The sequence below is a fragment of the Gordonia sp. J1A genome (assembly GCF_055393515.1).
The window spans coordinates 499,910-524,073 of sequence record NZ_AP041607.1; the positions used below are offsets into that span (position 1 = coordinate 499,910).

Here is a 24,164-nt window from a genome sequence, read left to right on the forward strand (position 1 = left end):
CGGGTCAGGCGTCGGTGCCGACGGGTTCGGCCGGGGCCTCGTCCGCGGTCTGCACGGGCTCTGCGACGACGGCGGGCCGGTCCGCGGTGCGCACGTCGTACGCGTCGAGGTCGAACGAACGCGTCTGATTGCGGAAGTTGAAGGTGAACCCCGGCCACAGGACGGTGATATCGCCGTTGTGATCCTTGTACCAGGAGGCGCACCCGCCGTTCACCCAGACACTGGACCGCAGCGTGCGCTGGATCCCCGCGTTGAAACGGTCCTGCGCGTCCTTGCGCACGTCCACTCTGGTGATGCCGTGGGCGCGTGTCTTGCGCACGTAGTCCACCAGGTAGTTCAGCTGTGACTCGATCATGTACACCATCGACGTGTGGCCCAGGCCGGTCGACGGTCCGATCAGCAGCATCAGGTTCGGGAAACCGTGGACGAACGAGCCCTTGTAGGCCTGCATGCCCTCGCGCTCCCAGACCTGTGCCAGGCTCTCGCCGTTCGCTCCGACGATGGTGTCGAAGACAGGGGAGTCGGTGACGTGGAATCCGGTCGCGACGACGATCACGTCGACGTCGCGGGCGGTGCCGTCCGCGGTGACGATGCCGGTCTCGGTGATGCGGTCGATGCCGTCGGTCACCAGTTCCACGTTGTCCTGGTCGAGGGTCGGGTACCACTCATTGGACTTCAGGATGCGCTTGCAGCCCACCGCGAACCGCGGGGTCACCGCCTTGCGGAGCTCGGGATCGCGGATACCGCGGAAGATGTTGGCTCGGCTGAGCGCCTCGACGGGCTTGAGCGCCTTCGGGGCGTAGGTCATCCCGGCCGCGACCACCTCGTTGAACGAGTAGATGCCGCCGCGGATGGCCGCCTGCAGACCGGGGACGTTCTTGAACGCCCAGTTCTCCACGCTCAGGTACGGACGCTCGTTGCGCGGGATGATCCACGGCGCGGTGCGCTGGTACACGTCCATGTGTCCGACCACCTTGCCCAGCTGCGGCACGATCTGGATCGCCGAGGCGCCGGTGCCGATGACGGCCACGCGCTTGCCGGTGAAGTCGTAGTCGGTGTCCCAGCGGGCCGAGTGCACGATCTTGCCCCGGTAGTCGCCGAAGCCCTCGATATCGGGGAGGTTCGGCTCGCACAGCGGTCCGACGCCGCCGATGAGGGTGCGCGCGGTGAGGGTGTGGCTCTCGCCGTCCCGCTCGTAGTCCAGCTTCCAGCGTCCGGCGGTCTCGTCCCACTCCGCACGGCGCACATCGGAGCCGAACAGAGCGTGCTCGCCGATGCGGTGCTCGTCGGCGACGGCGTTGATGTAGCGGTGGATCTCGGGCTGATGAGAGTACGACCGGGACCATTCCGGATTGAGCGCGAACGAGTAGGAGTACAGGTGCGACGGGACGTCGCACGCGGCACCCGGGTACACGTTGTCGCGCCAGGTGCCGCCGAAGTCCTGGCCGCGGTCGAGCAGGACGTAATCGTCCACACCCTCCTGGCTGAGCTTGATGGCTGCACCGAGTCCGGAGAACCCGGCTCCGATGATCGCGATCTCTACATCATGCGTTGTCATGGTGCCTACGATAAGCGCGTGTTGACCGCGAGTCAATAGGCAATTGAATTCAGGTCAATAAGCGCTTACGGTTGGTGCATGACCACCGCCAGAACCCGTTTGAGCCCTGCTGCACGCCGTCGTCAGCTCATCGATCTGGGCGTGCAGATGGCACGCGACCGTCCCCTGGAGTCGGTCACGATGGAAGCGGTCGCCGAAGCGGCGGGAGTGTCGAAGGCACTGATCTTCCACTACTTCGAGTCCAAGGCCGATTTCCATCTGAGCGTCATCACCGAGCAGGCGGAGGAGATGCTCGCCCGCACGGAGCCGCAGGCCGAGCTCGGCGATCCGATCGCGATGCTCCAGGCCTCGATGACCGCCTACGTCGACTACGTCGCCGACAACGGGCGCGGGTTCGTGGGCGTCATCCGCGGCGCGGCGAGTGCGGACGACGCGATCAGAGCGGTCGCCGACCGGACGCGCGCGGCGATGACCGAGCGGATTCTGACGCACGCGCCCGCCATCGGGATCGAACGGAGCCCGGCGATCGAACTGTCGGTGGCGGGCTGGATCGCCTTCGTGGAGGAGACGCTCGTCCGCTGGCTCGACGACCCGGTGATCACCCGGGAACAGCTCGTACAGATCTTCGTCGCCGCTCTGCCCACCCTAGCCGGGCTGGTCGGGAACGTGACTCAGACATGAGCCGGCGCCGGCGATGCCGGCCGCGGACACACGAGAGGGGCCGCCTCGCCGAAGCGGGGCGGCCCCTCTCGTGTGTCGTGTCAGAGTCGCATCAGATCAGCGGAAGGCCTGATCGATGATCTCCTGCTGCTCCACCGCGTGGACCTTGCTGGAGCCCGACGACGGCGCGGACATCGGCCGGCGCGAGATCCGGCGGAGGCCGCCGAGCAACTCGGGGAGCATCTCCGGCAGCCAGAGACCGAGGAACGGCCACGGACCCTGGTTCGCCGGCTCCTCCTGAACCCAGACGAAGTCCTTCGCGTTCGGGTACTGCTCCAGCGTGCGCGCGAGCCTGCGGTAGGGCACCGGGTACAGCTGCTCGACGCGGATGATCGCGACGTCGTCGCGACCGTCCTTCGCCTGCCGTGCGGCCAGCTCGTAGTAGAGCTTGCCGCTGACCAGCTGCACACGCTGCACCTTGTCGCGGTCGCCGCCCTGCTTGGCGAAACGCGGGTCGTCGATCACGGAGAGGAACTTGCCCTCGGTGAAATCCTCCACCGGCGAGACGGCCGCCTTGTTGCGCAGCATCGACTTCGGGGTGAAGACCACCAGCGGCCGGCTGATGCCATCGTGCACGTGGCGCCGCAGCAGGTGGAAGTAACTCGCCGGAGTCGAGGGCAGCGCGACGGTCATCGAACCCTCGGCGCACAACTGCAGGAAGCGCTCGATGCGGCCCGAGGTGTGGTCGGGACCCTGGCCCTCGTGGCCGTGCGGCAGCAGCAGCACGACGTCGCTGCGCTGACCCCACTTGGCCTCGCCGGAGCTGATGAACTCGTCGATGATCGACTGCGCACCGTTGACGAAGTCGCCGAACTGCGCCTCCCACAGGACGAGTGCGTCGGGGTCGGCGAGGGCGTAGCCGTACTCGAAGCCGAGCACGCCGTACTCGCTCAGCGGCGAGTCGTACACCAGGAAGCGGCCGGTCGCGTCGGGCAGGTGGTTCAGCGGTGTGTACTCCGAGCCGTTCTCGCGGTCGATCAGCACCGAGTGGCGCTGAGTGAACGTTCCGCGGCGGGAGTCCTGACCGGACAGCCGCACCGTGCGGCCTTCCTGAACCAGGGTGCCGAAGGCGAGGATCTCGGCGAACGACCAGTCGATGTCGCCCTTGACCGGCATCTCGTGGCGCCGCTTGATGACCGGCTTGACGCGCGGATGGGCGTTGAATCCCTCGGGCAGATTGCCGAAGGCGTCGCCGATCTCCGCGAGCTTCTCCTGCGGCACCGCGGTCACCAGCTTGGTGAGCAGCGTCTGCTCGCCCTCCACCGACGGCGACGCCTCGGGTGTGAACCGTTCGAGTTCCTTGACTTCGACGAAGACGCGCTCGAGTTGTCCCTGGTAATCGCGCAGTGCGTCCTCGGCCTCCTTGGTGGAGATGTCACCACGGCCGATCAGCGCTTCGGTGTAGCTCTTGCGGACGCTGCGGATGTTGTTGATGACGTCGTACATCGCCGGCTGGGTCATCGACGGATCGTCGCCCTCGTTGTGGCCCAGGCGGCGGTAGCAGACGAGGTCGATCACGACGTCGCGGTGGAACGCCTCGCGGTAGTCGACGGCGAGCTTGGCGGCCCAGACGCAGGCCTCCGGATCGTCGCCGTTCACGTGGAAGACCGGTGCGCCGATCATCTTCGCGATGTCGGTGCAGTACTGCGTTGAGCGCGAGTGCTCGGGTGCGGTGGTGAAACCGACCTGGTTGTTCACCACGATGTGGACGGTGCCGCCGGTGCGGTAGCCGTTCAGCATCGACATGTTCAGCACCTCGGCGACGATGCCCTGACCGGCGAAGGCGGCGTCACCGTGCAGCATCAGCGGCAGCACGTCGAACTCGCGGTCCTCCGACATGCCGTCCTGCTTGGCGCGGACGATGCCCTCGAGGACCGGGTCGACGGCCTCCAGATGGCTGGGGTTGGCGGTGAGCGAGACGGTGATCTCGTTGTCGCCGAACATCTGGTAGTACTTGCCCTCGGCGCCGAGGTGGTACTTCACGTCGCCGGAGCCGTGCGCGTCAGCGGGGCCGAGATTGCCCTCGAACTCGGTGAAGATCTTCGAGTACGGCTTGCCGACGATGTTGGCCAGGACGTTCAGCCGGCCGCGGTGCGGCATGCCGATGACGACCTCTTCGAGCTGGTGTTCGGCGCTCTGATCGAGAACCGCGTCCATCATCGGGATGACGGCTTCGGCGCCCTCGAGCGAGAAGCGCTTCTGGCCGACGTACTTGGTCGCGAGGAAGGTCTCGAACGCCTCGGCGGCGTTCAGCTTGCTCAGGATGTACTTCTGCTCGGCGACCGACGGCTTGGCGTGCTTGATCTCCACCCGCTCCTGGAGCCAGCGCTGCTGCTCCGGGTCGAGGATGTGCGTGTACTCGACGCCGACGTGGCGGCAGTAGGCGTCGCGCAGGATCGACAGCACGTCGCGCAGCTTCATGTTCCGCTGTCCGTGGAAGCCGCCGACGTTGAAGGTGCGGTCCAGATCCCAGAGAGTCAGGCCGTAGGTCAGTACGTCGAGGTCCGGATGCGAGGCCTTGGCGGCCGCGTTCATCATCAGCGGGTCGGTGTCGGCCATCAGATGACCGCGGCTGCGGTACGCGGCGATGAGCTCGAGGACGCGCGTGTTCTTGTCGACGAGTCCGGCGGGGACGTCGCGACGCCAGCGGACGGGCTCGTACGGGATCTGCAGCGAGGTGAACAGCTCGTCCCAGAAGGAGTCGTCGAGCAGCAGCGTGTGGACCTTGCGGAGGAAGTCGCCCGATTCGGCGCCCTGAATGATCCGGTGGTCGTAGGTGGACGTCAGCGTCATCAGCTTGCCGACACCCATCTCGGCGATCTGCTCATCGCTCGCGCCCTGGAACTCGGCCGGGTACTCCATGGCTCCGGCGCCGATGATGGCGCCCTGGCCCTGCATCAGCCGCGGCACCGAGTGGACGGTGCCGATGGTGCCGGGGTTGGTCAGCGAGATGGTGACGCCGGCGAAGTCCTCGGCGCCGAGCTTGCCGTCGCGGGCTCGGCGGACGATGTCCTCGTACGCCGCGACGAACTCGGAGAAGTTCTTGGTCTCGCAGCCCTTGATCGCGGCGACGACCAGCGTGCGGTTCCCGTTCTTTCCCGGCAGGTCGATCGCGAGACCGAGATTGGTATGGGCGGGCGTGACGACGTTCGGCTTACCGTCCACGACGGCGAAGTGGCGGTTCATGTTCGGGAACGCCTTGATCGCCTGGACGATCGCATAGCCGAGGATGTGCGTGAAGCTCACCTTGCCGCCGCGGGTGCGGGCGAGGTGGTTGTTGATCACGACGCGGTTGTCGATCATCAGCTTCGCGGGAACCGCGCGGACGCTGGTCGCGGTCGGGACCTCGAGCGAGGCCGACATGTTGCGCACGATGGTCGCGGCGGGGCCGCGGAGCACCTTATTCGTGTCTGTCCCGGCATCGGCGGCAGGCTTGGCGGCGGACGCCGCCAGGCTGGTGCCGGATGCGGCCTTGGTCGCGGCCGACTCACGTGCCGGTGCGGGGGCGCGGGTGGGCGCCGGTGCGGCCTTGGTCGGTTCGGTGTCGAGCGTGACCGCCTGCTTCGGAGCCACCCGGGTCGCCTGGGCCGCACCGTTCGAGGACGGGGCGGTCGCCGTCGAACCCGGGCGATAGTTCTTGAGAAGCTCGTGCCAGCTCGGATCGACTGATTCGGGGTTGGTCTGGAATCGCTGGTACATCTCCTCGACCAGCCATTCGTTTTGTCCGAAGTCGGATTCGGAAATCGAACTGCTCACAGCGCTGTCTCGCCTCAATTCACCCAGGTGTTCTTCGATCGCGTGGCGGGTGAACCGCTGGTCTCGTGAACCGCGGCCGACCTGCCATCAATCGATGGTACGCGGACCGCTCGCGGCTCGGGCGCTGTGTGCCGCACAGACGGTGACACGCCGCGGTAAGTGGTCAATCTCACGTGCTGACCACCGTGTGACAGCGGGGATCGTCTCGGTCAGCGGAACGCCGAGCGGCTCAGCCGACGCTGGAGCGGTCGGCCGGGCGCGGCCCGGCAGCCGGCGCCTCGCAGTCGTCGGGGGAGACGCCGGCGTCCCACAGACGCCGGTACTCGCCGTGTGCCGCCAGCAGTCGGTGGTGCGTGCCCCTCTCCACGATCCGGCCGCCCTCGACCACCGCGATCACATCCGCTCGTGCGGCGGTGGCGAGGCGGTGCGCGACGATCACGCTCGTGCGGCGCCGGGAGAGTGCCTCGCCGGCCGCGAGCACCTGCGCCTCGGTGGCCTGATCGAGAGTCGCTGTGGCCTCGTCGAGCAGGATCAGATCCGGCTCCACCAGTTCGGCGCGGGCCAGCGCGATCAACTGGCGTTGCCCGGACGAGAGTCCCCGCCCGCGTTCGGACACGCCGAACTCCATGCCTCCGGGGAGACCGGCGATCATCTGCGCCGCGCCCACTCGTCGCGCGGCTTCGGCGATCCTTTCGCGCGAGGCACCGGGCCTGCCGTAGGCGATGTTGTCGGCAACGGTCCCCGCGAACAGGTGGGGTTCCTGTGGGACCACGCCCAGGCGGCTGCGATAGCGGTGCAGATCGATGGTCCGCAGATCGATACCGTCCATCCGCACGCTGCCGGCCGTCGGGTCGTAGAAGCGCGCAAGCAGTTTGACGATGGTCGACTTGCCCGCGCCCGTGGTGCCGACCAGCGCCAGCGAGGTGCCCGCCGGGATGTGCATCTCGATCCCGCTCAACGCGTCGCGGTCGGCCCCGGCGTAACGGAAGTCCACGCGGTCGAGCCGAACGTCGCCGTCGAACGCGGGAGCCGCCAGTTCGGCGGGCGAGGCCTCCGAATCGGCCTGCGGTGCGTCCACCAGGGAACTCGGGGTCAGCAGCAGATCGCGGATGCGACGCAGACCGACCGCCGCCTGCTGATACGAATCGAAGACCGTCGTGAGCTGCTGCACGGGCCCGAACAACATCGCGAGGTAGAGCACGAACGCGATCAGGGTGCCCGAGGACATCGCGCCGGAGGCCACCTGATGGGCGCCGAACCCGAGGACGACGGCGGTGGCCGCGTCGGAGCAGAACGTGATGAAGGGGAAGTACACCGAGATGGCGCGCTGGGAGTCCATCCGAGCGTCGACCCACTCGTCGCTGCGCCGGCCGAACTCGGCCCGTGCCACCGGGATGTGCCGGTACACGCGTGTGGTCGCCAGACCCGCGATGTTCTCCTGGAAGTCCGCGTTCACCGCAGACACCAGTTCGCGGGTGCGGGTGTAGGCGCGCGAGCTGATCCGGCGGAACACGACGGTCGCGATCAGCAGGACCGGGAACACCGGAGCGATCACCAGACCGAGCTCCCAGTCGGTCGCGATCAGGGCGCCGAAGACACCGACCAGGGTCAGCACCGCGACCACGGCCGACGACAGCCCGTTCTGGACGAATCCGGAGAGGGCATCGACGTCCGTGGTCATCCGCGTCATGATGCGGCCCGAGAGTTCGCGCTCGTAGTAGTCGAGGCCGAGTCGTTGCAGGTGGGCGTAGCTGCGGATGCGGAGGCCGTACAGGACGCGTTCTCCCGCGCGGGCCGCCGCCACCACGTTCACCGCCCCCGCGATCCAGGCGGCGGCGACGAGCGCGAAGCCGGTGAGCGCGGCGACCCCGATCACGTCGGCATCCGAACGCGAGGCGGCGTCCAGAACTGTGCGCGCCAGCGACGGGAAGGCCAGTCCGATCAGCGTGTCCGCAGCGATCGTCGCCAGCACCACGGCGAGCAGACCGGCCACCGGACGCAGAATCTGTTTGAGACTGAAGTCGGTGCGTTCGGCGCGGGCGGCCTCGACGTCCACCTTCGGATCGTCGTCGGCGGGCGGCAGTGCGGCCACCGCGGCACGGATCTCGTCGGTGGCGGGCATGGCGCCGAGCACTCCGGCCCGACCGCCGCCGCCGGGACCGATGCGCATCGGGGGCGCGGCCTCACGGCGGGCTTTCGGAGCCGGCGCGTCGACGCCGCCGGGCCACAGCTCCTCGATGCCGATGTCGTTCTGCGCGCGCACGCTCGCGGAGGCCGCCGCCCGCTGTTCCGCGGTGTCGGTCGGCGACATCAGCGCGCGGAAACGCGCACTGCGTTCGGTGAGTTCGGCGACCGTTCCGACGTCGCTGACCACGCCGTCGTCGAGGACCGCGACCCGATCGGCGATCGCCAGCGTGGAATCGCGGTGCGCCAACACCAGCATCGTGGTCCCGAGAGCGCGGAAATGAGCGAAGATCCGCGCCTCGGTCGCGGCATCGACCGCCGACGTCGCGTCGTCGAGGACCAGTACCCGGCTGCCCTGATACAGGGCTCGGGCGAGGGCGACTCGCTGTCTCTGTCCTCCGGACAGAGTGAGGCCTCGCTCGCCCACCTCGGTGGCGTATCCGTCCGGCAGTTCCGCGGCGAAGTCGGCGGCCGCCGCGCGTGCGGCGGCCCGGATGGAATCGTCGACCCCGTCCGGCGGCACCGGTTGCGGGCCGAGGCCGATGTTCGCGGCGATCGTCGTCGAATACAGGAACGGGTCGTCGAAGGCGAACGCCACTGCTCGGTACAGTTCGTCCGGCGCCAGCTCTGTGACGTCCAGACCGCTTCCCTCGGCGCCGATGAGCGCGACCGTCCCCGACTCGGCCCGATAGGCGCCGGTCACGAGTTCGGCGAGGGTCGACTTGCCGGATCCGGGCGCGCCGACCACGGCGACGCATTCCCCCGGCGCCACGCGCAGGTCGACGCCGCGGAGAACCCGGCGTCCGCCGAGCGTGAGTCCGACGCCGTCGAAGCTCAGGCCGAGCGGGCCGTCGGGAACGGTCGTCGTGTTCTCGAAGGCGCGATCGCGCGGGTGGTCGGCCACCTCGTACACGCGAGTCACCGCCGATGCGGCGAGCTGCGCGTTCACGACCAGGTTGGTGAGGATGCGCGCGAGGCCGGTCATGGTGGCGAGATAGGTGGAGAAGGCGAGGAACGTGCCCGCGGTGATGTCGCCGGCATAAACGAGGTATCCGCCGAGACCGATGACGGCGACCATCCCGAGTTGCGGAATCGATGCCATGGTCGGCGTGAAGCGCGCGCTCAGGTTTGCGGCGCGCAGTTTGAAGCGGTACAGCCGCTCGCCCAGGGCGGCGAGTTCGTCGGTGGCCCTGCGTTCCTGGCCGAAACCCTTCACCACACGCACGCCGGTCACCGTCTCCTCGACGTGGCCGGCCACCTCGGCTGAGGCCTGCTGCGCCGCCCAGGTGGCGGCGAACAGCCGTTTGCGGCTGCGGTACACGATCACCGCGATGAGCGGGACGATGGCGATCGCGACCAGCGTCAGCAGCGGCGACAGCCAGGCCATCACACCCAGCGACAGCACCACCTGGACCGCGCCGCCGAGCGAGAGCGGTGCCATGGCCAGCAGTGACTGGACCACCTGGAGGTCGGAGATGGAGCGGGACACCACTTGGCCGGTGCGAATCGTGTCGCGCGCCGGTCCGTCGACGTGATGGAGGGTGTCGAGCAGCCGGCGGCGCAGACCGTCTTGGACCGTGACCGACATGCGACCGGCGGTCATCCGTCGGCCGAACTGACACGCGTAGCGCAGTGCCGCGGCCACCAGCAGGGCACCGATGAGGACGGGAAGTCCCACACGGGCCGCCTGCTGACCGGTGGCCGAATCGATGGCGGCCTTGGTGATGAGTGGAGTGACCAGATCGACGGCAACGGCGCCGAGGGTGACGGTGACCAGCACCACGGCGAGGCGGCGGTGTCGTCCGCACTCGCCGACCAGGCGGCGAATCCAGCCCTGCGCGGCCGGCGCCGCGCGGCCGGTCAACCGGCCTCGATCGTGCGCTGGTGCGCGAGAACCTCCCCGTCGACGTCCCAGAAGCGGGGCGGGGGACCGAAGGCTTCGCGCGCATTGCGGACCACGAGCGACCCCAGCGCCCGGTTGCCGACGCCGCCGACCACCGCGCCGATGCCGCCCGGAATGAGCTTGCCCATCACGACGGGTGCCTTGCCGATCGTGAACTTCTTGATGAACCGGTTGCCGAGCGTCTTATTGAGCGTCGAGAGGTTGACCCCGGGCATCCCGGGCACGCCGAGCTTGGCGATCGCGTCACCGCCTCGCGCTCCGAGCGCTTTCCCGACGACAGACGTGCCCTCTTCGCCGAGCGCGACGGCGAGCACCAGCGTCTTGCGGCGTTCGGTGTCCGCAGGCGAGATGCCGTGGACTTCGGCGACCGCCAGGGCCAGCAGGGCGGACGCCTCGATGAACACGGCGCTCTCCGCGGTGATCGCGCCGAGGGCGGTCAGGGTGCCCACGCCGGGAATCGCCGCGGCCGCGCCGACCGCGCCTCCCGATGCGGTGACCGAGCGCAGGTAGTGCTTCTCCAGCCGTCGGATCACCTGCTCGGGACCCTCGTCGGGATGCTTGCGGCGCACGCGGCGCACGTACTTCGCCACCGCCGGTTGTTGAAGTCGCTGGGCCTTGTCGACGAGCACGGTCAAGATCGCCAGCGACGACTTGCCCGCGTTCTGGGCGGCCCGGCCGTCGACGTACGTCACCGGAGCGGGCGCGCCACTGCGGCGGTTGTCGTCGCTGTGCGCGACGGATTTCGACTTGCGCATGTGTCGATCCTCCCTGTCGGCCGGGCTGTCGGCGCGGACGTGTACTCCGATTCCGCGCGAGGATTCCGCGCGACCGGTGCGCGACGCGATGGCCGGGCGACGACTCCACAATATGCGCGACCACTGACATCGGTGGTGCGCCGAGCGTCCGCCAGAGCGCCCGGCGGCGTCCGGAACAGGTCGGTGAGCGGTGTTAACCTGATGCCCTCGCTCGGCCTCGCGCCGATGTCCGGATCCGAAAGGACGCGCACGTGACCACAACCCTGCAGACTCCGGTGTTCAAATCGGTCACCGATCGGCCGTGGGCGGCGTTGATGGCGCTGTGCGTCGGCTTCTTCATGATCCTCGTCGACATGACGATCGTCGCGGTCGCCCAGCCGCAGATCATGGAGGCGCTCGACGCCGATGTGAACGGGATCGTCTGGGTGACCAGCGCCTATCTGCTCACCTACGCGGTGCCGCTGCTGGTCGCCGGCCGTCTCGGCGACAAGATCGGGCCGAAGCGGGTGTACCAGGCCGGCCTGTTCCTGTTCACCGCTGCGAGCGTGTGGTGCGGACTGTCGGGAAGCATCGGCGAACTCATCGCGGCCCGCAGCGTGCAGGGACTCGGCGCGGCGCTGATCACACCGCAGACCATGGCGCTCATCACCCGCATCTTCCCGCCCGAGCGGCGCGGTGCGGCGATGGGCGTCTGGGGCACGGTCGCCGGTGTCGCCACACTGGTCGGTCCGCTTCTCGGCGGCGTCCTCACCGACTCGCTGGGGTGGGAGTGGATCTTCTTCGTCAATCTCCCGGTCGGGCTGGTCGGACTGGTGCTCGCCCAGATGCTGGTGCCCAGGGTGGAGACCCACGACCACAAGTTCGACTGGGTCGGCGTCGCGCTGTCCGCGGTGGGTCTGACGGCGCTGGTCTTCGGCATCCAGGAGGGAGAGTCGTACCACTGGGCGGCATGGATCTGGGTGCTCATCGGCGCCGGAGTCGCGGTGATGGGGTGTTCGTCTTCTGGGAGAGCCGCACGCGGGGGGAGCCGCTGGTGCCCCTGTCGCTGTTCCGCGACCGCAACTTCAGTGTGTCGAACGTGGGTATCGCCACGATGGGATTCGCCGTCTCCGGTTCGATGATCCCGATCATGTTCTTCCTCCAGCTGGTCGGCGGGATGTCGCCGCTGCGGTCGGCGCTCGTCCTGGTGCCGATGGCCGTGCTGACCGGCATCTTCGCGCCGATCGTCGGGCGCGTGCTCGACCGGGTCCATCCGCGAAACGTGGTCGCGCTCGGACTGTTCGTCTATGCGGTGGCGTCCTTCTGGGCCGGAGCCGTGTTCCGGCCGGAGAGCCCCGTGTGGCTCCTGGTCGCGCCCACGCTCCTGATGGGTCTGGCGAGCGCCGGGATCTGGGCGCCGCTGGCGGCGACCGCGACGCGGAATCTGCCCTGGCATCAGGCGGGGGCGGGCGCCGGCGTGTACAACACCACGCGGGTCATCGGCTCGGTGATCGGTTCGGCGGGAATCGGTGCGCTGATGATGTCACGGCTCTCGGCGCACCTGCCGGGAGTCGACACCGCCGGCCACAGCGGCGAGGTTCATCAGCTGCCGGAGTTCTTGCGCGACGGATTCGCGAGAGCGATGGGCGAGTCGATCTATCTCGGCGCCGCCGTCCTGCTGGTGGGTGCCGTCGCCACGCTCTTCCTCGTGCGGACCTGAGTCGGTTCGGCGGACTGAGCCGCGGCCGCGTCTGACCCGGATTGTCGGAGGTGCCTCGTACCATCGTCACGACGGGCCGACTCCGGTCCGACAGACGATCTGGAGGGAGCGGGAGCATGTCACGGCCGGCCTACGACGATTCGGCGCTCGACGGCGCGTCGTGCGTGACGGAACCGCTGTTCGACCTCGAACCGCTGGCATTGTTCGCCGTCCCCGCCGACGCTGCGGAATCGACGCCCGAGCCCGCCGCGGCACGGAGCGTCACCTTCCTGCACACGGCCGACTGGCAACTCGGCATGACCCGGCACTTCCTGTCCGGAAACGCGCAGTCGACGTACAGTGCGGCCCGCGACGACGCAGTGGTGCGCATCGGCGACCTCGCACGCGCCACCGGAGCGGAGTTCGTCGTGGTCTGCGGAGACGTCTTCGACGACCCCCGGGTGTCGACCCGGATCATCCGCCGCACGCTCGCTGCGCTGGGTGAGTATCCGGTCCCGGTGTACCTGCTGCCCGGCAATCACGATCCGCTCGATGCCACCAGCGTGTACCGCTCGCGCGAGTTCGTCGCCGCCTGCCCGGACAACGTCATCGTCCTCGACGAGCCCGGGGTGGTGGCGGTGCGCGACGGTGTCGCATTGGTGGCGGCCCCGTGGACCACGAAACGGCCGTTGACCGACCTGGTGAGCGATCAACTGTCCCAGCTGACCGAGTCCGACGACATTCGGATCGTGGTCGGACACGGCGGGGTCGATTCGCTCAGTCCCAACGACGACCCGTCGATCGTCGGCAGCACCGCCCTGGATGTCGCGGTGGCCGCGGAGCTCGTCGACTACGTCGCCCTGGGGGATCGTCATTCGCTCACTTCGGTCGGCGACTCGGGGCGCGTGTGGTACTCCGGTGCGCCAGAGGTGACCGCGTTCGATCATGTCGAGTCCGCGCCGGGGCACGTTCTGGAGGTGACCCTGAGCCGGGGCGGCGAGTCCTCGATCGAGGTGACCCCGCACCGCGTGGGGCAGTGGTCGTTTCGCACGATCCGCGAGCACATGAACGGCGCTGACGACATCGCGCGGCTGCGCGGACTGTTCTCCGAGATCCCGGACAAGTCGCGCACGGTGGTGCAGTTGGCGTTGACCGGGACCATCAGCGTGACCGACGAAGTCGCACTGGCCGACCTGCTCGACGAGTTCGGCGACCGGTTCGCGGCGTTGAAGATCTGGGAGCGGCACCACGACTTGACCGTCGTGTCCGATCCTTCCGATGTGGCCCAGCTCGATCTCCAAGGCTATGCGGCGCTCGCCGCGGCCGAGCTGGCCGAGCGGGCGGCGTCGGATTCCGACATCGCGGACGCCGCCGACGCGCGCGCGGCCCTCGCCCTGCTGTACCGGCTGGCGGGGGCGGGCCGATGAGACTGCACCGACTGCGAGTGGCGAACTTTCGCGGAGTGGCCGCCCGTGAGGTGGAGTTCGCCGACACGGGCGTCACCGTCATCGAGGGCGACAACGAGGCGGGCAAGTCGTCGATGATGGAGGCCTTCGACCTGTTGCTGGCAGCGCAGGCGAGCAGCAAGGCGAGGAACGTCCGTGCCGTCCAGCCCGCGGGGCGCGACGTCGGTACCGAGGTTTGGGCCGATATCTCTTGCGGCTCTTGGCGTTTCGAGTACTTCAAACGTTTCAATCGGCAGCCGGAGACCACCTTGACGATCACGCAGCCGGTGCGTGAACAACTCACCGGGCGCGAGGCGCACGAGCGTGTGGACCAGATTCTCGCGGAGGCGCTCGACAAGACGTTGTTCGGGGCGCTCCGATTGCTGCAGTCGGCCGACCCGCGGTTGGGCGACCTCGCGAACAGTTCGGCGCTCTCGCAGGCCCTCGACCGTGCGGCGGGACAGTCCGAGTCGGACGGCGGCGAGACGCCGCAGACCCAGGAACTGGTCGCGGCGGTGGCCGCGGAGTACAAGAAGTACTTCACCCTCGCCCAAGGACGGCCGACCGGTGAACTCGCCGCGGCCGCCGATGCGGCCGATCGGGCAGCCGCCGCGGTCGCCGAGCGCGAGGAGATCCTGGCGCGGGTTCAGGACGCCGCTGATCGGCTTCCCCGCGTGGCCGAGACCATCCGAGGGTTGGTGGCGCAAGAGCAGTCGGGCAACGTCGAGGTCTCCACCGCGGCCGCGGCGCTGGCGGAGGCCGAAGCGGTGAGCGAGCAGGTCAAGGCGGCTCGGGCCACAGTCGAGAGCAGGAAGCTGTCGCACCGGGTCGCGGCCGACGCGTTGCGAAGCCGTCGGCGCGACCGGGAACGAGCCGCGGCGCTGCGCGAGTCCCTCGCGGAGAATCGCCGAGCCGTGAGTCAGGCGCGCGCGAAGGCCGAGGCCGCCGCCGGCGAGGCGGCCGAGCTTGCGTCGGCGCTCGCGGAATCGCAGAAGCGGCGAGACGACCTCGGCGCGGAACTCCGGGCGGCCGAGAGGGCGGCGGTGGTCGCATCGGATCGGGCCCGTCTGGCCCGCCTGGACAACTCACTCGACGAGGTCCGGCGGCTGCGATCGGAATTGGCGTCGGCGCGTGCCGAAGCCGCAGCCGTCCCGGTGAGCGAGGACGACGTCCGGCTCGCCGCCGCACTCGAGCGCGATCTCGCCGCCACCGCGGCTCGGCTCGACGCGGCCGCACCCACGGTCACGATCACTCGCCTGGGCGCGGACGAGGTCCTCCTCGACGGTGAGACGGCGGCGGACGGTGCGCAGGTCTCGGCGGCGCGGCCCACAGTCGTGGAGGTGCCGGGATCGGTGCGCGTCGAGGTCCGGCCGGGCGCCGATTCCGCTGAGCCGGCCGCAGAACTGGAGACGCTCCGCGAGCGGGCCGCAGAGCTTCGTCGCCGGTGCGGAGTAGCCGAACTGTCGCTCGTCGCGTCGGCGGCCGCGCGACGAGCGGAGATCCTTCGGCGGATTCAGGACACCGAGCGTGCCCTGGCGCGTGAGCTCGGCGGAGCCGAGGCGGAGGACCTCGAGCGGCAGCGCCTGGACCTGCTGTCTCGCCTCCCTGAGCAGGCGGGAGCAGACGCCGGCAACGGGCACGAGGGGGAGCGCGCTCACGCCGACCTCGCCGAGCTCCGGCGGATCGAACGTGACGCGTCCGATCTCGCCGCGGAAGCCGACCGAGCACGGCAGGCGCGGCTGGCAGCGGTGCGTGAGTACGAGTCGCGGGCATCGGCGCTGGAGGAGACCGGCGTCCGCATCGCCGAAGAGTCGGCCGCACTGGAGTCCGAGCTCAGCGCCTCCGCCGCGGCGGCCTCCGACGAGACGCTAGCGGAGCGGGTCTGTGAGCACGCGGCCGAGGTCGACGACGCGGAGGCGGATCTGGCTCGGCTGACGCAGCGCCTCGAGCAGCTGGATCTGAACGGATTGCGCGAGAAGCTCGCGCAGGCCGAGGCCGCGCAGGACCGGCTGCGCAGGCAGGTGTCGGAGCAGAAGCGAATCCAGACCGAGCTGTCGACCAGACTCGAGGTGTGCCGAAGCGACGGACGTCTCGATGAACTGTCGGAGGCGGTCGCGGCGAACGACGCCGCGCAGGCACACCTGCAACGCGTCCGAGAGCGCGCCGCAGGAGCGCGTGTGCTGCACGAGACGCTGCAGCGCAAGCGCAACGAGAGCCGCGCGCGGTACGTGGATCCATTCGCCGAGCGTCTGGAGGAGCTGGCGGCCCCGGTCTTCGGCTCCGGTGTGTCGTTCCACATCGACGACGACTTCGTCATCGCCACCCGCACCCTCGACGGTGTGACGGTCGACGTCGACTCGCTCTCGGGCGGTGCCAAGGAGCAGCTCGGTCTGCTCGCCCGGCTCGCCTGCGCCACTCTGGTCGACAAGGCCGACGGGGTGCCGTTGATCCTCGACGATGCGCTCGGCTACACCGATCCGACGCGCCTGGCCTCGATGGCCCATGTGCTCGGCACTGCGGGTGGCGATGCGCAGATCATCGTCCTGACCTGCACGCCCGACCGGTACCGGGAAGTGGCCGGCGCCAAGCTGATCGCCGTCTGACGCGCTGCGGTGACCCCGGTGTTGGGCGGTGAGGTCCCTGTGCGCTAATGTTGCTTTCGCCCGATGAGCCCCCCTAGCTCAGGGGATAGAGCGTCTGCCTCCGGAGCAGAAGGTCGTAGGTTCGAATCCTACGGGGGGCACCAGATCTGTCAGCGCTGATCATCCAGATCTGTCAGCGCTGATCATTCTCAGCGGTCTTCCCAGACCTCGCCCGGCCTGCTGAATCCCTGCCGAACGTCGCAGTGTGTCAGTAGCCTACCGACCATGCCGACACAGCTCGATCCGCGCCCGAACGGTGTCCTCTCGTCCGTGACGGAGACCGACTGGGATGCGATCGCGGCGTGGACCGACGACAAGTACATGTCGTTCGACGTCCGGCCGTCTGGCCGTTCGACGTCGCCCTGCTCGTCGATGTTCTCGATCGACGTCGGTGAGATCACCATGACTCACTTCCGGTACGGCACCGAGGTGGCACTGCGGGACTTCGACGCCGAAGCGGGCAACGTGCTGGTTCTGACCACGCTGCGCGGACGGACGCGGCACCGGGTGGGGCGCGCCGAGGGGACCGAGCTCGGGGCCGGGCAGACGTTCGTCGCGGACTGCAGCCGCACCGACTTCCGGCTCGCCGCCGACGACGACCATCTGCAGCTCAATCTCACGGTGCCGCACCGACTGCTCGCCGATCTCTCGCTGCAGTGGTGGGGCCACGTCCCCGACGACGCCCTGTGGTCCCGCGGCGCCGTGATCGGCGGATCGGGGAGCCCGTGGTGGAATCTGCTCGGGTATGCGACGAGTACGGCGGCCATCTCGCCCGAGGCAGTCGCCTCGGGCAGAATCGGGCTCCATCTGCAGGAGCTCATCGCCGCGCAACTCCTGCACGATTGGGCGCTGCGAGCCGCCGTCGACCTCGAACGTCGGCCCGCCGTGGCGGCACCGGGCTATGTCCGCACCGCGGCGCACTTCATCGACGCCCACGCCCGCGACCTGCCGACGGTGGCCGAGATCGCGGCCGCGGCGGGCGTGAGCGTGCGGTCGCTGAGCGGTGGATTCGCTCGTTATCTGGGAACGTCGGTGCGCTCCTATCTCGTCGAGCAGCGCCTCCAAGGCGTCTACCGCGAACTGCGCTCCGGCGCCGAGTCGGTGACGGCGACCGCCCACGCCTGGGGTTATGTGAACCTCGGCGTCTTCGCGGCCTCCTATCGACGCAGGTTCGGCGAGAATCCCTCCGAGACGCTCGCTCGCGCGCGGTCGTGACCCGCCGCCGGTAGGGACGAGTCTCCGCTACGAGAAGCTCGCCGCTCGGAGACGGTGCCTGCCGTTCGCAGACGTACCCGGCCGTGAACACCGGCCAGGATCACTGGTGCCATCAACTGCTGCACAGGAGATCCCGATGCCCGACCTCACCCGCCTCGACGACATTCTGAACCGAGCCGCCTCCGCCGACGACGCCCAGTGCGTGCCCGGCGTCGTCGCGACCGTCACCCGCAGCGGCGGCGACGCCTACCTCGGCACCGCGGGCGTCCGGTCCGTGGACGACGGTCGGCCGATGACCGCCGACACGGTATTCGCGATCTTCTCGTGCACCAAGGCGCTCACGTCCACCGCCGTGCTGCAATGCGTGGAGGAGGCGCTGGTCGACCTCGACGCCCCGGCTGCGGACTATGTACCGGACATCAGCCGGCTGCAGGTGCTCGAGGGCTTCGCCCCGGACGGCTCACCGCGACTGCGGGCACCGTCGACGCAGATCACCACCCGGATGCTGCTGCTCCACACGGCGGGCCTGTCGTACTCCTTCTTCTCACCGGAGTACGCCCGCCTGCTCGAGTCGACGGGACAGCCGGACATTCTCACCGCATCCCGCGAATGCCTCACCTCGCCACTGCTCTTCGACCCCGGGACTCGGTGGGGATACGGAACCAACATCGACTGGGCCGGGCTGGTGGTGGAAGCCGTTCGGAGACAACGGCTGTCGCAGGTGATGCGGGAGCGGATCTTCGAGCCCCTCGGCATGGACGATTCGGCCTTCGTCATGAGCCGGTCGATGGCGGATCGTCGCGCGGAGGTCCACCAGCGCGTCGACGACGGGTCATTGGTCGCCACCGGCCTGGTGCTTCCGCAGGACCCGGAGGTCGACATGGGCGGACAGGGGGTGTACGCCACGATCCCGGACTACACCCGCTTCCTGCGGATGTGGTTGCGGGACGGCGAGGGCGAGCGCGGTCGGGTGCTCGCGCCCGAGACCGTGCGGGCGGCATCCCGGAACGGGCTGGGCGAGCTGAAGGTCGGAAAGCTCGTCGGGTCGGCGCCGGCCCTGACCCACGACGCGGAGTTCTTCCCCGGGCAGTCCAAGTCGTGGGCCTACTCGTTCATGGTCAACGACGAGCCCGCACCGACGGGCCGGTCGGCGGGCTCGCTCGCGTGGGCCGGACTGGCCAACCTCTACTACTGGATCGACAGGGAGGCGGACGTCGCCGGGATGTGGGGCTCGCAAGTGCTGCCGTTCGCCGATCCCGCGTCGGTCGCCGCCTTCCTGGACTTCGAGACCGCGGTGTACCGCTCGATCCGCTGAGGCGCGGTCACCGTCCCTCGCCGCGGCGGCGGACACGCAACCGGTCCCATTCGGCGATGCGCTCGCGGACGGAGGCTTCGAAACCGTTGGCCGTCGGCCGGTACAGCGGTTCGTGCTCCAGGCCTTCGGGGAAGAAGTCGGCCCCGGAGAATCCGTCCTCGGTGTCCGGGTCGTAGCGGTAGCCGGCACCGTAGCCGAGCTCGCGCATCAATCCGGTGGGCGCATTCAGAATGTGCTTCGGCGGCATGAGCGATCCGGTGCGCCGGGCGAGGGCCCGGGCCGCCCCGAACCCCCGGTAGACGGCGACCGACTTCGGCGCGGTGGCCAAGTACACCACCGCCTGTGCGATGGCGAGCTCACCTTCGGGTGAGCCGAGCCGCTCGTATGTGTCCCACGCGGCCAGCGCCTGCGCGAGCGCCCGGGGATCGGCCATGCCCACGTCCTCGGCGGCGAAGCGCACGATGCGCCGGGCGATGTAGAGCGGATCCTCTCCGCCGTCGAGCATCCGGGCCAGCCAGTACAAGCCGGCATCGGCGTCGGAGCCGCGCATCGACTTGTGCAGGGCCGAGATCAGGTTGTAGTGCCCTTCCTGCGACTTGTCGTACAGGGGAGCCCGCTGCTGCACCAGCCGGACCAACTCGTCGACGCCGATCGGCGTGCTGATGTGGCCGAGTTGCTCGACGAGGTTGAGCAGATAGCGTCCGTCGCCGTCGGCCATCGCGATCAGCGCCTGCCGGGCCTCGCCGTCGAGGGGCAGCTCCCGTCCCGTCAGAGTCTCGGCTCGTTCGACCAACTCGACGAGCGCGGCCTCCTCGAGTCGTTTGAGAACGAAGACTCGGCAGCGGGAGAGCAGGGCGGCGTTGAGCTCGAAGCTGGGGTTCTCGGTGGTCGCGCCCACCAGGACGACGGTGCCGTCTTCGACGTAGGGAAGGAAGGAGTCCTGCTGCGCGCGGTTGAACCGATGCACCTCGTCGACGAACAGCAGGGTGCCGCGGCCGAGCTCGCGGCGCTTCTCCGCCGCGCGGAACACCTTCCGCAGATCGGCGACTCCCGCGAATGTCGCCGACAGCGGTTCGAAGACGAGGTCGGTCTGTTCGGCGAGAAGCCGCGCGATCGTCGTCTTGCCGCAGCCCGGGGGACCCCACAGGATCATCGACGCCAGCCGCTTCTCGGCGACCATCTGGCCGATCGCTCCGTCCGGGCCGAGGAGGTGGTCCTGCCCGACCACCTCCGTGATCGACCGAGGCCGCATTCGGTCGGCGAGCGGACGGCCGGTGTCGTCGGGCTCGAAGAGTGACGGCTGTTGCACGCTGTGCTCCTCGTCGCGCGGATGCTGCCCGATTGTAGGTGCGCCCTCCGACATCCGGCCGTCTGCGCCGGTGGCCGTCAGCTCGTCACACGGTCGGCCGTGGGTTGGGATTCGAGGTAGCGCTCCCGGGAGTCGTCGAGCTCGTCGATCCAGCGGGTGTGGTGAACGGCGGCCATCGTTCCCGTCATCACCGACGGGTACACCTGATCCCGGTAGGTGAGGATGTTCCGCTTCTTGTCGGCCTTCCATTCGAGGAAGATCCGCACCACCTCGTCGAGGTCGAACATCGGGTAGTCCGTCTGCTCGATCAGATCGCGGATGTAGTCGGCCTGGAAACGCACCGCGGCGGCGTCGTCCTCGACGCCGCGGTAACGATCGGCCCACTGACGCATGTGCGCGGCGCGCTCAGCGGCGGACGGGAGCTGGGCTCGACCGAGGATGAGGTCCCGGACATACCAGGCCTGCGCGTCGAACATGTTGAACGTGAACCACTGATTCTGCGCGCCGAGGTAGTGCAGGTGCGGGTTCGCCTGCCACGTCACGCCCCGGTAGAGACCGCCGGGGTAGAGGTTGTTGGGCGAACGCAGATGCAGATGCTCCGGGAGGAACGGGTAGTGGTGCAGGTACCCGGTGCAGAGGATGATCGCGTCGAACTCTCCGGATGAGCCGTCGATGAAGGTGGCGACACCGCCGTCGATCCGGTCGATCTGCGGTCTCTCGTCGACACCGTCGGGCCACGCGAATCCCTGCGGCCGCGACCGGCAGCTCATCGTCACGTGCCGGGCCCCCATCTTGTGAGATTGGATGCCGATGTCCTCGGCGGAGTACGACCCCCGACGAGCAGCAGGCGCTGACCGGCGAATCGCTCGGCGCCGCGGAACTCGTGCGCGTGGATCACCTCGCCGGGAAAGGTTTCGATTCCCGCGATGTCGGGGACATTGGGAAATGAGAAATGACCCGTCGAGACGATGACTTCGTCGAAGACCTCGGTGGAGGTCACATGCTCGCGCAGATCGTCGACGGTGACGGTGAACTGTTCGGTCTCATCGTCGAATTCCACCCGACGCACCACGTGAGCGAATCGGACGAGTTCTTTCACACCCGACTGGACGGCACGGCCGTTGATGTAATCCCAGAGGACTTCGCGAGGAGGATAAGAGGAGATCGGACGGTTGAAATGCTCGTCGAATGTGTACTCGGCGAACTCGAGCGCCTCTTTGGGGCCGTTGGACCACAGATTCCGGTACATGCTCGAATGCACGGGTTCGCCGTACCCGTCGGTTCCAGTGCGCCAGGTGAAGTTCCACTGTCAACCCCAGTCGTCCTGCTTCTCGTAGCAGACCACTTCGGGGATCTCGGAGCCGGACTTCTCCGCCGATTTGAAAGCGCGCAGGGCTGCCATTCCACTGGGCCCCGCGCCGATGATCGCAACTCTTTTCACACTATTCAACATTTTACCTTTCACGCCAGACTGGACTGAGGGATGTCGTTGGAATCCGCTGGTCCCGGGCCGTGTACCGACCCATCTGTGGTCAAACGATCGATGGTCGTCCCAAGGGTCACGATGGTGAATTGTCCGACCGATGTCAAACTCGTCGGGAGTGATTTCAGCGGCGTGATAGAATTGCGCGTTTCGCATTCTTCAGAGCGAATCGGTCGCCGGCTCGGTGGCTCGTGGCACCGGCTGCCCGCTACGGTCGGTCCATGACCGCCCCGCATTCCCGCGCTCTCAACCGAAACACCGTGCTGTGCGTCTCGCTGGCGGCGCGGCCGTCCGACATCGGGACCCGCTTCCACAACTATCTCTACAACCGGTTGGGCCTGAACTTCGTCTACAAGGCCTTCGCGCCGACCGACATCGCCTCGGCGGTGGCCGGGATCCGTGGCCTCCCGATCCGCGGTGCCGGGGTGTCGATGCCGTACAAGGAGGCGGTGATCGACCTGATCGACGTGATGGAGGAGTCGGCCGCGGCCATCGACTCGGTGAACACGATCGTCAACGACGACGGCGTGCTCCACGCGTACAACACCGACTATCAGGCGGTCGCCGACCTGCTGGCCGCCTCGCGCTTCGATCGCACCGCGCCGGTGGCCGTCGCCGGAAGCGGCGGAATGGCGAAGGCGGTGGTCGCGGCGCTGCGTGCGACCGGCTTCACCGATGTGACCGTGGTCGCGCGCAACCGGGCCGCCGGTGCCGTGCTCGCCGCGCGATACGGCTACCGGCATGCGGTCAACGCAGCGGGACTCGCCCCCGCAACTCTCGTCAACGCGACGCCGATCGGCATGGCCGGGGGACCGGACGCCGACGCGCTGCCGTTCGACGAGGCTCTCGTCGACGCGGCGACCGGTTGTCTCGACGTGGTGGCGATGCCGCCCGACACGCCGATGGTGCGGGCGATGCGGGCACGCGGACTCGAGACGATCAGCGGAGACGCGGTGATCGCCGGCCAGGCCGCGGCGCAGTTCGCGCTCTACACCGGAGTGACGCCGACGCCGGAACAGATCCGGGAGGCGTCCGAGTACTCACGTGCCGGCGATGCGACACTGACCGGGTGACTTCGACTACCGGCGCGCCCTCGGTGAAAGTGATCGCCTTCGACACCTTCGGGACGGTGGCCGACTGGCATACCGGGGTCAGTCGTGTTCTGGCTCAGATCTTTCCGGAGATCGACGCCTCGGCGCTGGCGCGTTCCTGGCGACGAACCTACGCGCCGGCACTGGCCGAGGTGGAACAGGGGAGCCGGGACTGGACGCTGCTCGACGATCTGCATCGCGAATCACTCGACCGGCTGCTGCGCGAAGAGCACGGAATCCGGGCCGGTGCCGATCAGCTGGACGCCGCGGTGCACGCGTGGCACGTCCTCCCGGCGTGGCCGGATTCGCCCGAGGGACTCCGTCGCCTCAAGGAGAGGTACACGATTTGCGCCCTGAGCAACGGCAACGTGGCACTCCTGACCGAGATGGCCAAGTCCGCGGGTCTGCCCTGGGACTTCATCGGCGGCTCGGACCTCTGGCGCCACTACAAACCGTCCGGTGAGGTGTACCTCGGGCTCGCGCGGCTGATGCGGGTGGATCCCGGTGAGGTCCTGATGGTCGCGACGCACGTGACCGATCTCGCCGCGGCGCGTGGATTCGGCCTGCAGACGGCGTATGTGGAGCGGCCCGCGGAATGGGGTCCGGAGCCCAAGCCGGAGGCGCGCTGCCCCGACGATCGCTTCCACGTTCGCGGCATCGACGAACTCGCGACCCTGCTCGGCTGCTGAACCGCGCTACCGCCACTACGCCCGCGTCATGACGCAGATCCGTCCGTTCCTCATGTTCCAGGGGGCCGTCGCCGCCGACGCGATCGACCTGTACCTCTCCGCATTCCCCGGCGGACGCGTGGTCACGTCCACGCCGCACGCCGACCCGGCCCAGGGCATCATGCTCGCCGAACTCGATCTCGCCGGTCTGCGGGTGCTGGTCAGCGACAGCGCCGTCGGCCACGCCTTCGATTTCACCCCGTCGAGTTCGCTGTTCGTCGACGTCGACGATCGCGCCGAGCTCGAGCGTCTCGCCGCACTTCTCGGCGAAGGCGGCGGGGTCTTGATGCCGATCGGCGACTACGGCTTCTCGCAGGCCTTCGCCTGGGTCAACGACCGATTCGGAGTGTCCTGGCAGCTGAACCTGCCCTGAGCACTTCGC

General features: G+C 68.7%; 13 protein-coding genes, 1 tRNA gene and 2 pseudogenes. 10 read left to right on the plus strand and 6 right to left on the minus strand.

Annotated features, from left to right (window positions below; all coding sequences use genetic code 11):
* Nucleotides 1-4 precede the first annotated feature (4 nt).
* Nucleotides 5-1,558, minus strand: a complete 1,554-nt coding sequence (locus ACZ5QD_RS02385) for a flavin-containing monooxygenase (RefSeq protein WP_062367554.1) — start codon at nucleotides 1,556-1,558, stop codon at nucleotides 5-7.
* A gap of 78 nt (nucleotides 1,559-1,636) precedes the next feature.
* Between ACZ5QD_RS02385 and ACZ5QD_RS02390 the strand changes: the two genes are divergently transcribed.
* Nucleotides 1,637-2,239 carry a TetR/AcrR family transcriptional regulator gene (locus tag ACZ5QD_RS02390; RefSeq protein WP_006896434.1) on the plus strand — a complete coding sequence of 201 codons (603 nt, stop codon included), beginning with the start codon at nucleotides 1,637-1,639 and terminating at the stop codon, nucleotides 2,237-2,239.
* Between the two features lie 96 nt (nucleotides 2,240-2,335).
* Here the strand turns inward: ACZ5QD_RS02390 and ACZ5QD_RS02395 are convergent, their stop codons facing one another.
* The 3 genes from ACZ5QD_RS02395 to ACZ5QD_RS02405 form a co-directional block, all read right to left on the minus strand.
* A complete protein-coding gene (locus tag ACZ5QD_RS02395; RefSeq protein WP_006896433.1) occupies nucleotides 2,336-6,034 on the minus strand; it encodes a multifunctional oxoglutarate decarboxylase/oxoglutarate dehydrogenase thiamine pyrophosphate-binding subunit/dihydrolipoyllysine-residue succinyltransferase subunit in 3,699 nt (1,232 codons plus the stop codon).
* A 229-nt stretch (nucleotides 6,035-6,263) separates the two neighbouring features.
* On the minus strand, nucleotides 6,264-10,082 hold the full coding sequence (locus ACZ5QD_RS02400; RefSeq protein WP_006896432.1) for an ABC transporter ATP-binding protein: 3,819 nt from the start codon (nucleotides 10,080-10,082) through the stop codon (nucleotides 6,264-6,266).
* Nucleotides 10,079-10,876, minus strand: a complete 798-nt coding sequence (locus tag ACZ5QD_RS02405; RefSeq protein ID WP_006896431.1) for a hypothetical protein — start codon at nucleotides 10,874-10,876, stop codon at nucleotides 10,079-10,081. The genes ACZ5QD_RS02400 and ACZ5QD_RS02405 overlap by 4 nt, the downstream gene beginning before the upstream one ends.
* 314 nt (nucleotides 10,877-11,190) lie before the next feature.
* Here ACZ5QD_RS02405 and ACZ5QD_RS02410 point away from each other — a divergent pair.
* The 6 genes and pseudogenes from ACZ5QD_RS02410 to acmB all read left to right on the plus strand — a co-directional run bounded on the left by ACZ5QD_RS02410 (nucleotide 11,191) and on the right by acmB (nucleotide 19,171).
* Nucleotides 11,191-12,575 (plus strand): annotated as a pseudogene (locus ACZ5QD_RS02410) (DHA2 family efflux MFS transporter permease subunit).
* Between the two features lie 116 nt (nucleotides 12,576-12,691).
* Entirely contained in the window at nucleotides 12,692-13,981 is a 1,290-nt protein-coding gene (locus ACZ5QD_RS02415; protein ID WP_464367088.1) for a metallophosphoesterase family protein, read from the plus strand.
* Nucleotides 13,978-16,602, plus strand: a complete 2,625-nt coding sequence (locus ACZ5QD_RS02420) for an AAA family ATPase (protein WP_464367089.1) — start codon at nucleotides 13,978-13,980, stop codon at nucleotides 16,600-16,602. Before ACZ5QD_RS02415 ends, ACZ5QD_RS02420 begins: the two co-directional genes overlap by 4 nt.
* 67 nt (nucleotides 16,603-16,669) lie before the next feature.
* Nucleotides 16,670-16,745: transfer RNA gene (locus ACZ5QD_RS02425), tRNA-Arg, on the plus strand.
* A 121-nt stretch (nucleotides 16,746-16,866) separates the two neighbouring features.
* Nucleotides 16,867-17,856, plus strand: a complete 990-nt coding sequence (locus ACZ5QD_RS02430) for an AraC family transcriptional regulator (protein ID WP_346075744.1) — start codon at nucleotides 16,867-16,869, stop codon at nucleotides 17,854-17,856.
* Nucleotides 17,857-17,992: 136 nt separating this feature from the next.
* Nucleotides 17,993-19,171 carry a methyl acetate hydrolase AcmB gene (acmB, locus tag ACZ5QD_RS02435; RefSeq protein WP_464367253.1) on the plus strand — a complete coding sequence of 393 codons (1,179 nt, stop codon included), beginning with the start codon at nucleotides 17,993-17,995 and terminating at the stop codon, nucleotides 19,169-19,171.
* 7 nt (nucleotides 19,172-19,178) lie between these two features.
* On the opposite strand, the gene ACZ5QD_RS02440 is transcribed toward acmB, so the two are convergent.
* Together ACZ5QD_RS02440 and ACZ5QD_RS02445 are read right to left on the minus strand one after the other, a co-directional pair.
* Entirely contained in the window at nucleotides 19,179-20,480 is a 1,302-nt protein-coding gene (locus ACZ5QD_RS02440; protein WP_464367090.1) for a replication-associated recombination protein A, read from the minus strand.
* Between the two features lie 77 nt (nucleotides 20,481-20,557).
* Nucleotides 20,558-21,882 (minus strand): annotated as a pseudogene (locus ACZ5QD_RS02445) (NAD(P)-binding domain-containing protein).
* Nucleotides 21,883-22,184: 302 nt separating this feature from the next.
* Here ACZ5QD_RS02445 and ACZ5QD_RS02450 point away from each other — a divergent pair.
* The 3 genes from ACZ5QD_RS02450 to ACZ5QD_RS02460 are packed head-to-tail and all read left to right on the plus strand — an operon-like array spanning nucleotide 22,185 to nucleotide 24,155.
* Entirely contained in the window at nucleotides 22,185-23,036 is an 852-nt protein-coding gene (locus ACZ5QD_RS02450) for a shikimate 5-dehydrogenase (protein ID WP_006896421.1), read from the plus strand.
* Nucleotides 23,033-23,743 (plus strand): haloacid dehalogenase type II, encoded by a 711-nt coding sequence (locus ACZ5QD_RS02455; RefSeq protein WP_231875733.1) that lies wholly within the window; start codon nucleotides 23,033-23,035, stop codon nucleotides 23,741-23,743. The genes ACZ5QD_RS02450 and ACZ5QD_RS02455 overlap by 4 nt, the downstream gene beginning before the upstream one ends.
* A gap of 28 nt (nucleotides 23,744-23,771) precedes the next feature.
* Complete coding sequence (locus ACZ5QD_RS02460) at nucleotides 23,772-24,155, plus strand: VOC family protein (RefSeq protein ID WP_006896419.1); 384 nt, start codon at nucleotides 23,772-23,774, stop codon at nucleotides 24,153-24,155.
* Nucleotides 24,156-24,164 lie beyond the last annotated feature (9 nt).

Excerpts from the sequence above, each read along its gene's own strand:
- ACZ5QD_RS02390 (WP_006896434.1), top strand. The coding sequence starts at position 1,637 with ATGACCACCGCCAGAACCCGTTTGAGCCCTGCTGCACGCCGTCGTCAG.
- ACZ5QD_RS02460 (WP_006896419.1), top strand. The coding sequence starts at position 23,772 with ATGACGCAGATCCGTCCGTTCCTCATGTTCCAGGGGGCCGTCGCCGCC.
- ACZ5QD_RS02420 (WP_464367089.1), top strand. The coding sequence starts at position 13,978 with ATGAGACTGCACCGACTGCGAGTGGCGAACTTTCGCGGAGTGGCCGCC.
- ACZ5QD_RS02385 (WP_062367554.1), bottom strand. The coding sequence starts at position 1,558 with ATGACAACGCATGATGTAGAGATCGCGATCATCGGAGCCGGGTTCTCC.
- ACZ5QD_RS02450 (WP_006896421.1), top strand. The coding sequence starts at position 22,185 with ATGACCGCCCCGCATTCCCGCGCTCTCAACCGAAACACCGTGCTGTGC.
- ACZ5QD_RS02415 (WP_464367088.1), top strand. The coding sequence starts at position 12,692 with ATGTCACGGCCGGCCTACGACGATTCGGCGCTCGACGGCGCGTCGTGC.
- acmB (WP_464367253.1), top strand. The coding sequence starts at position 17,993 with ATGCCCGACCTCACCCGCCTCGACGACATTCTGAACCGAGCCGCCTCC.
- ACZ5QD_RS02430 (WP_346075744.1), top strand. The coding sequence starts at position 16,867 with ATGCCGACACAGCTCGATCCGCGCCCGAACGGTGTCCTCTCGTCCGTG.
- ACZ5QD_RS02405 (WP_006896431.1), bottom strand. The coding sequence starts at position 10,876 with ATGCGCAAGTCGAAATCCGTCGCGCACAGCGACGACAACCGCCGCAGT.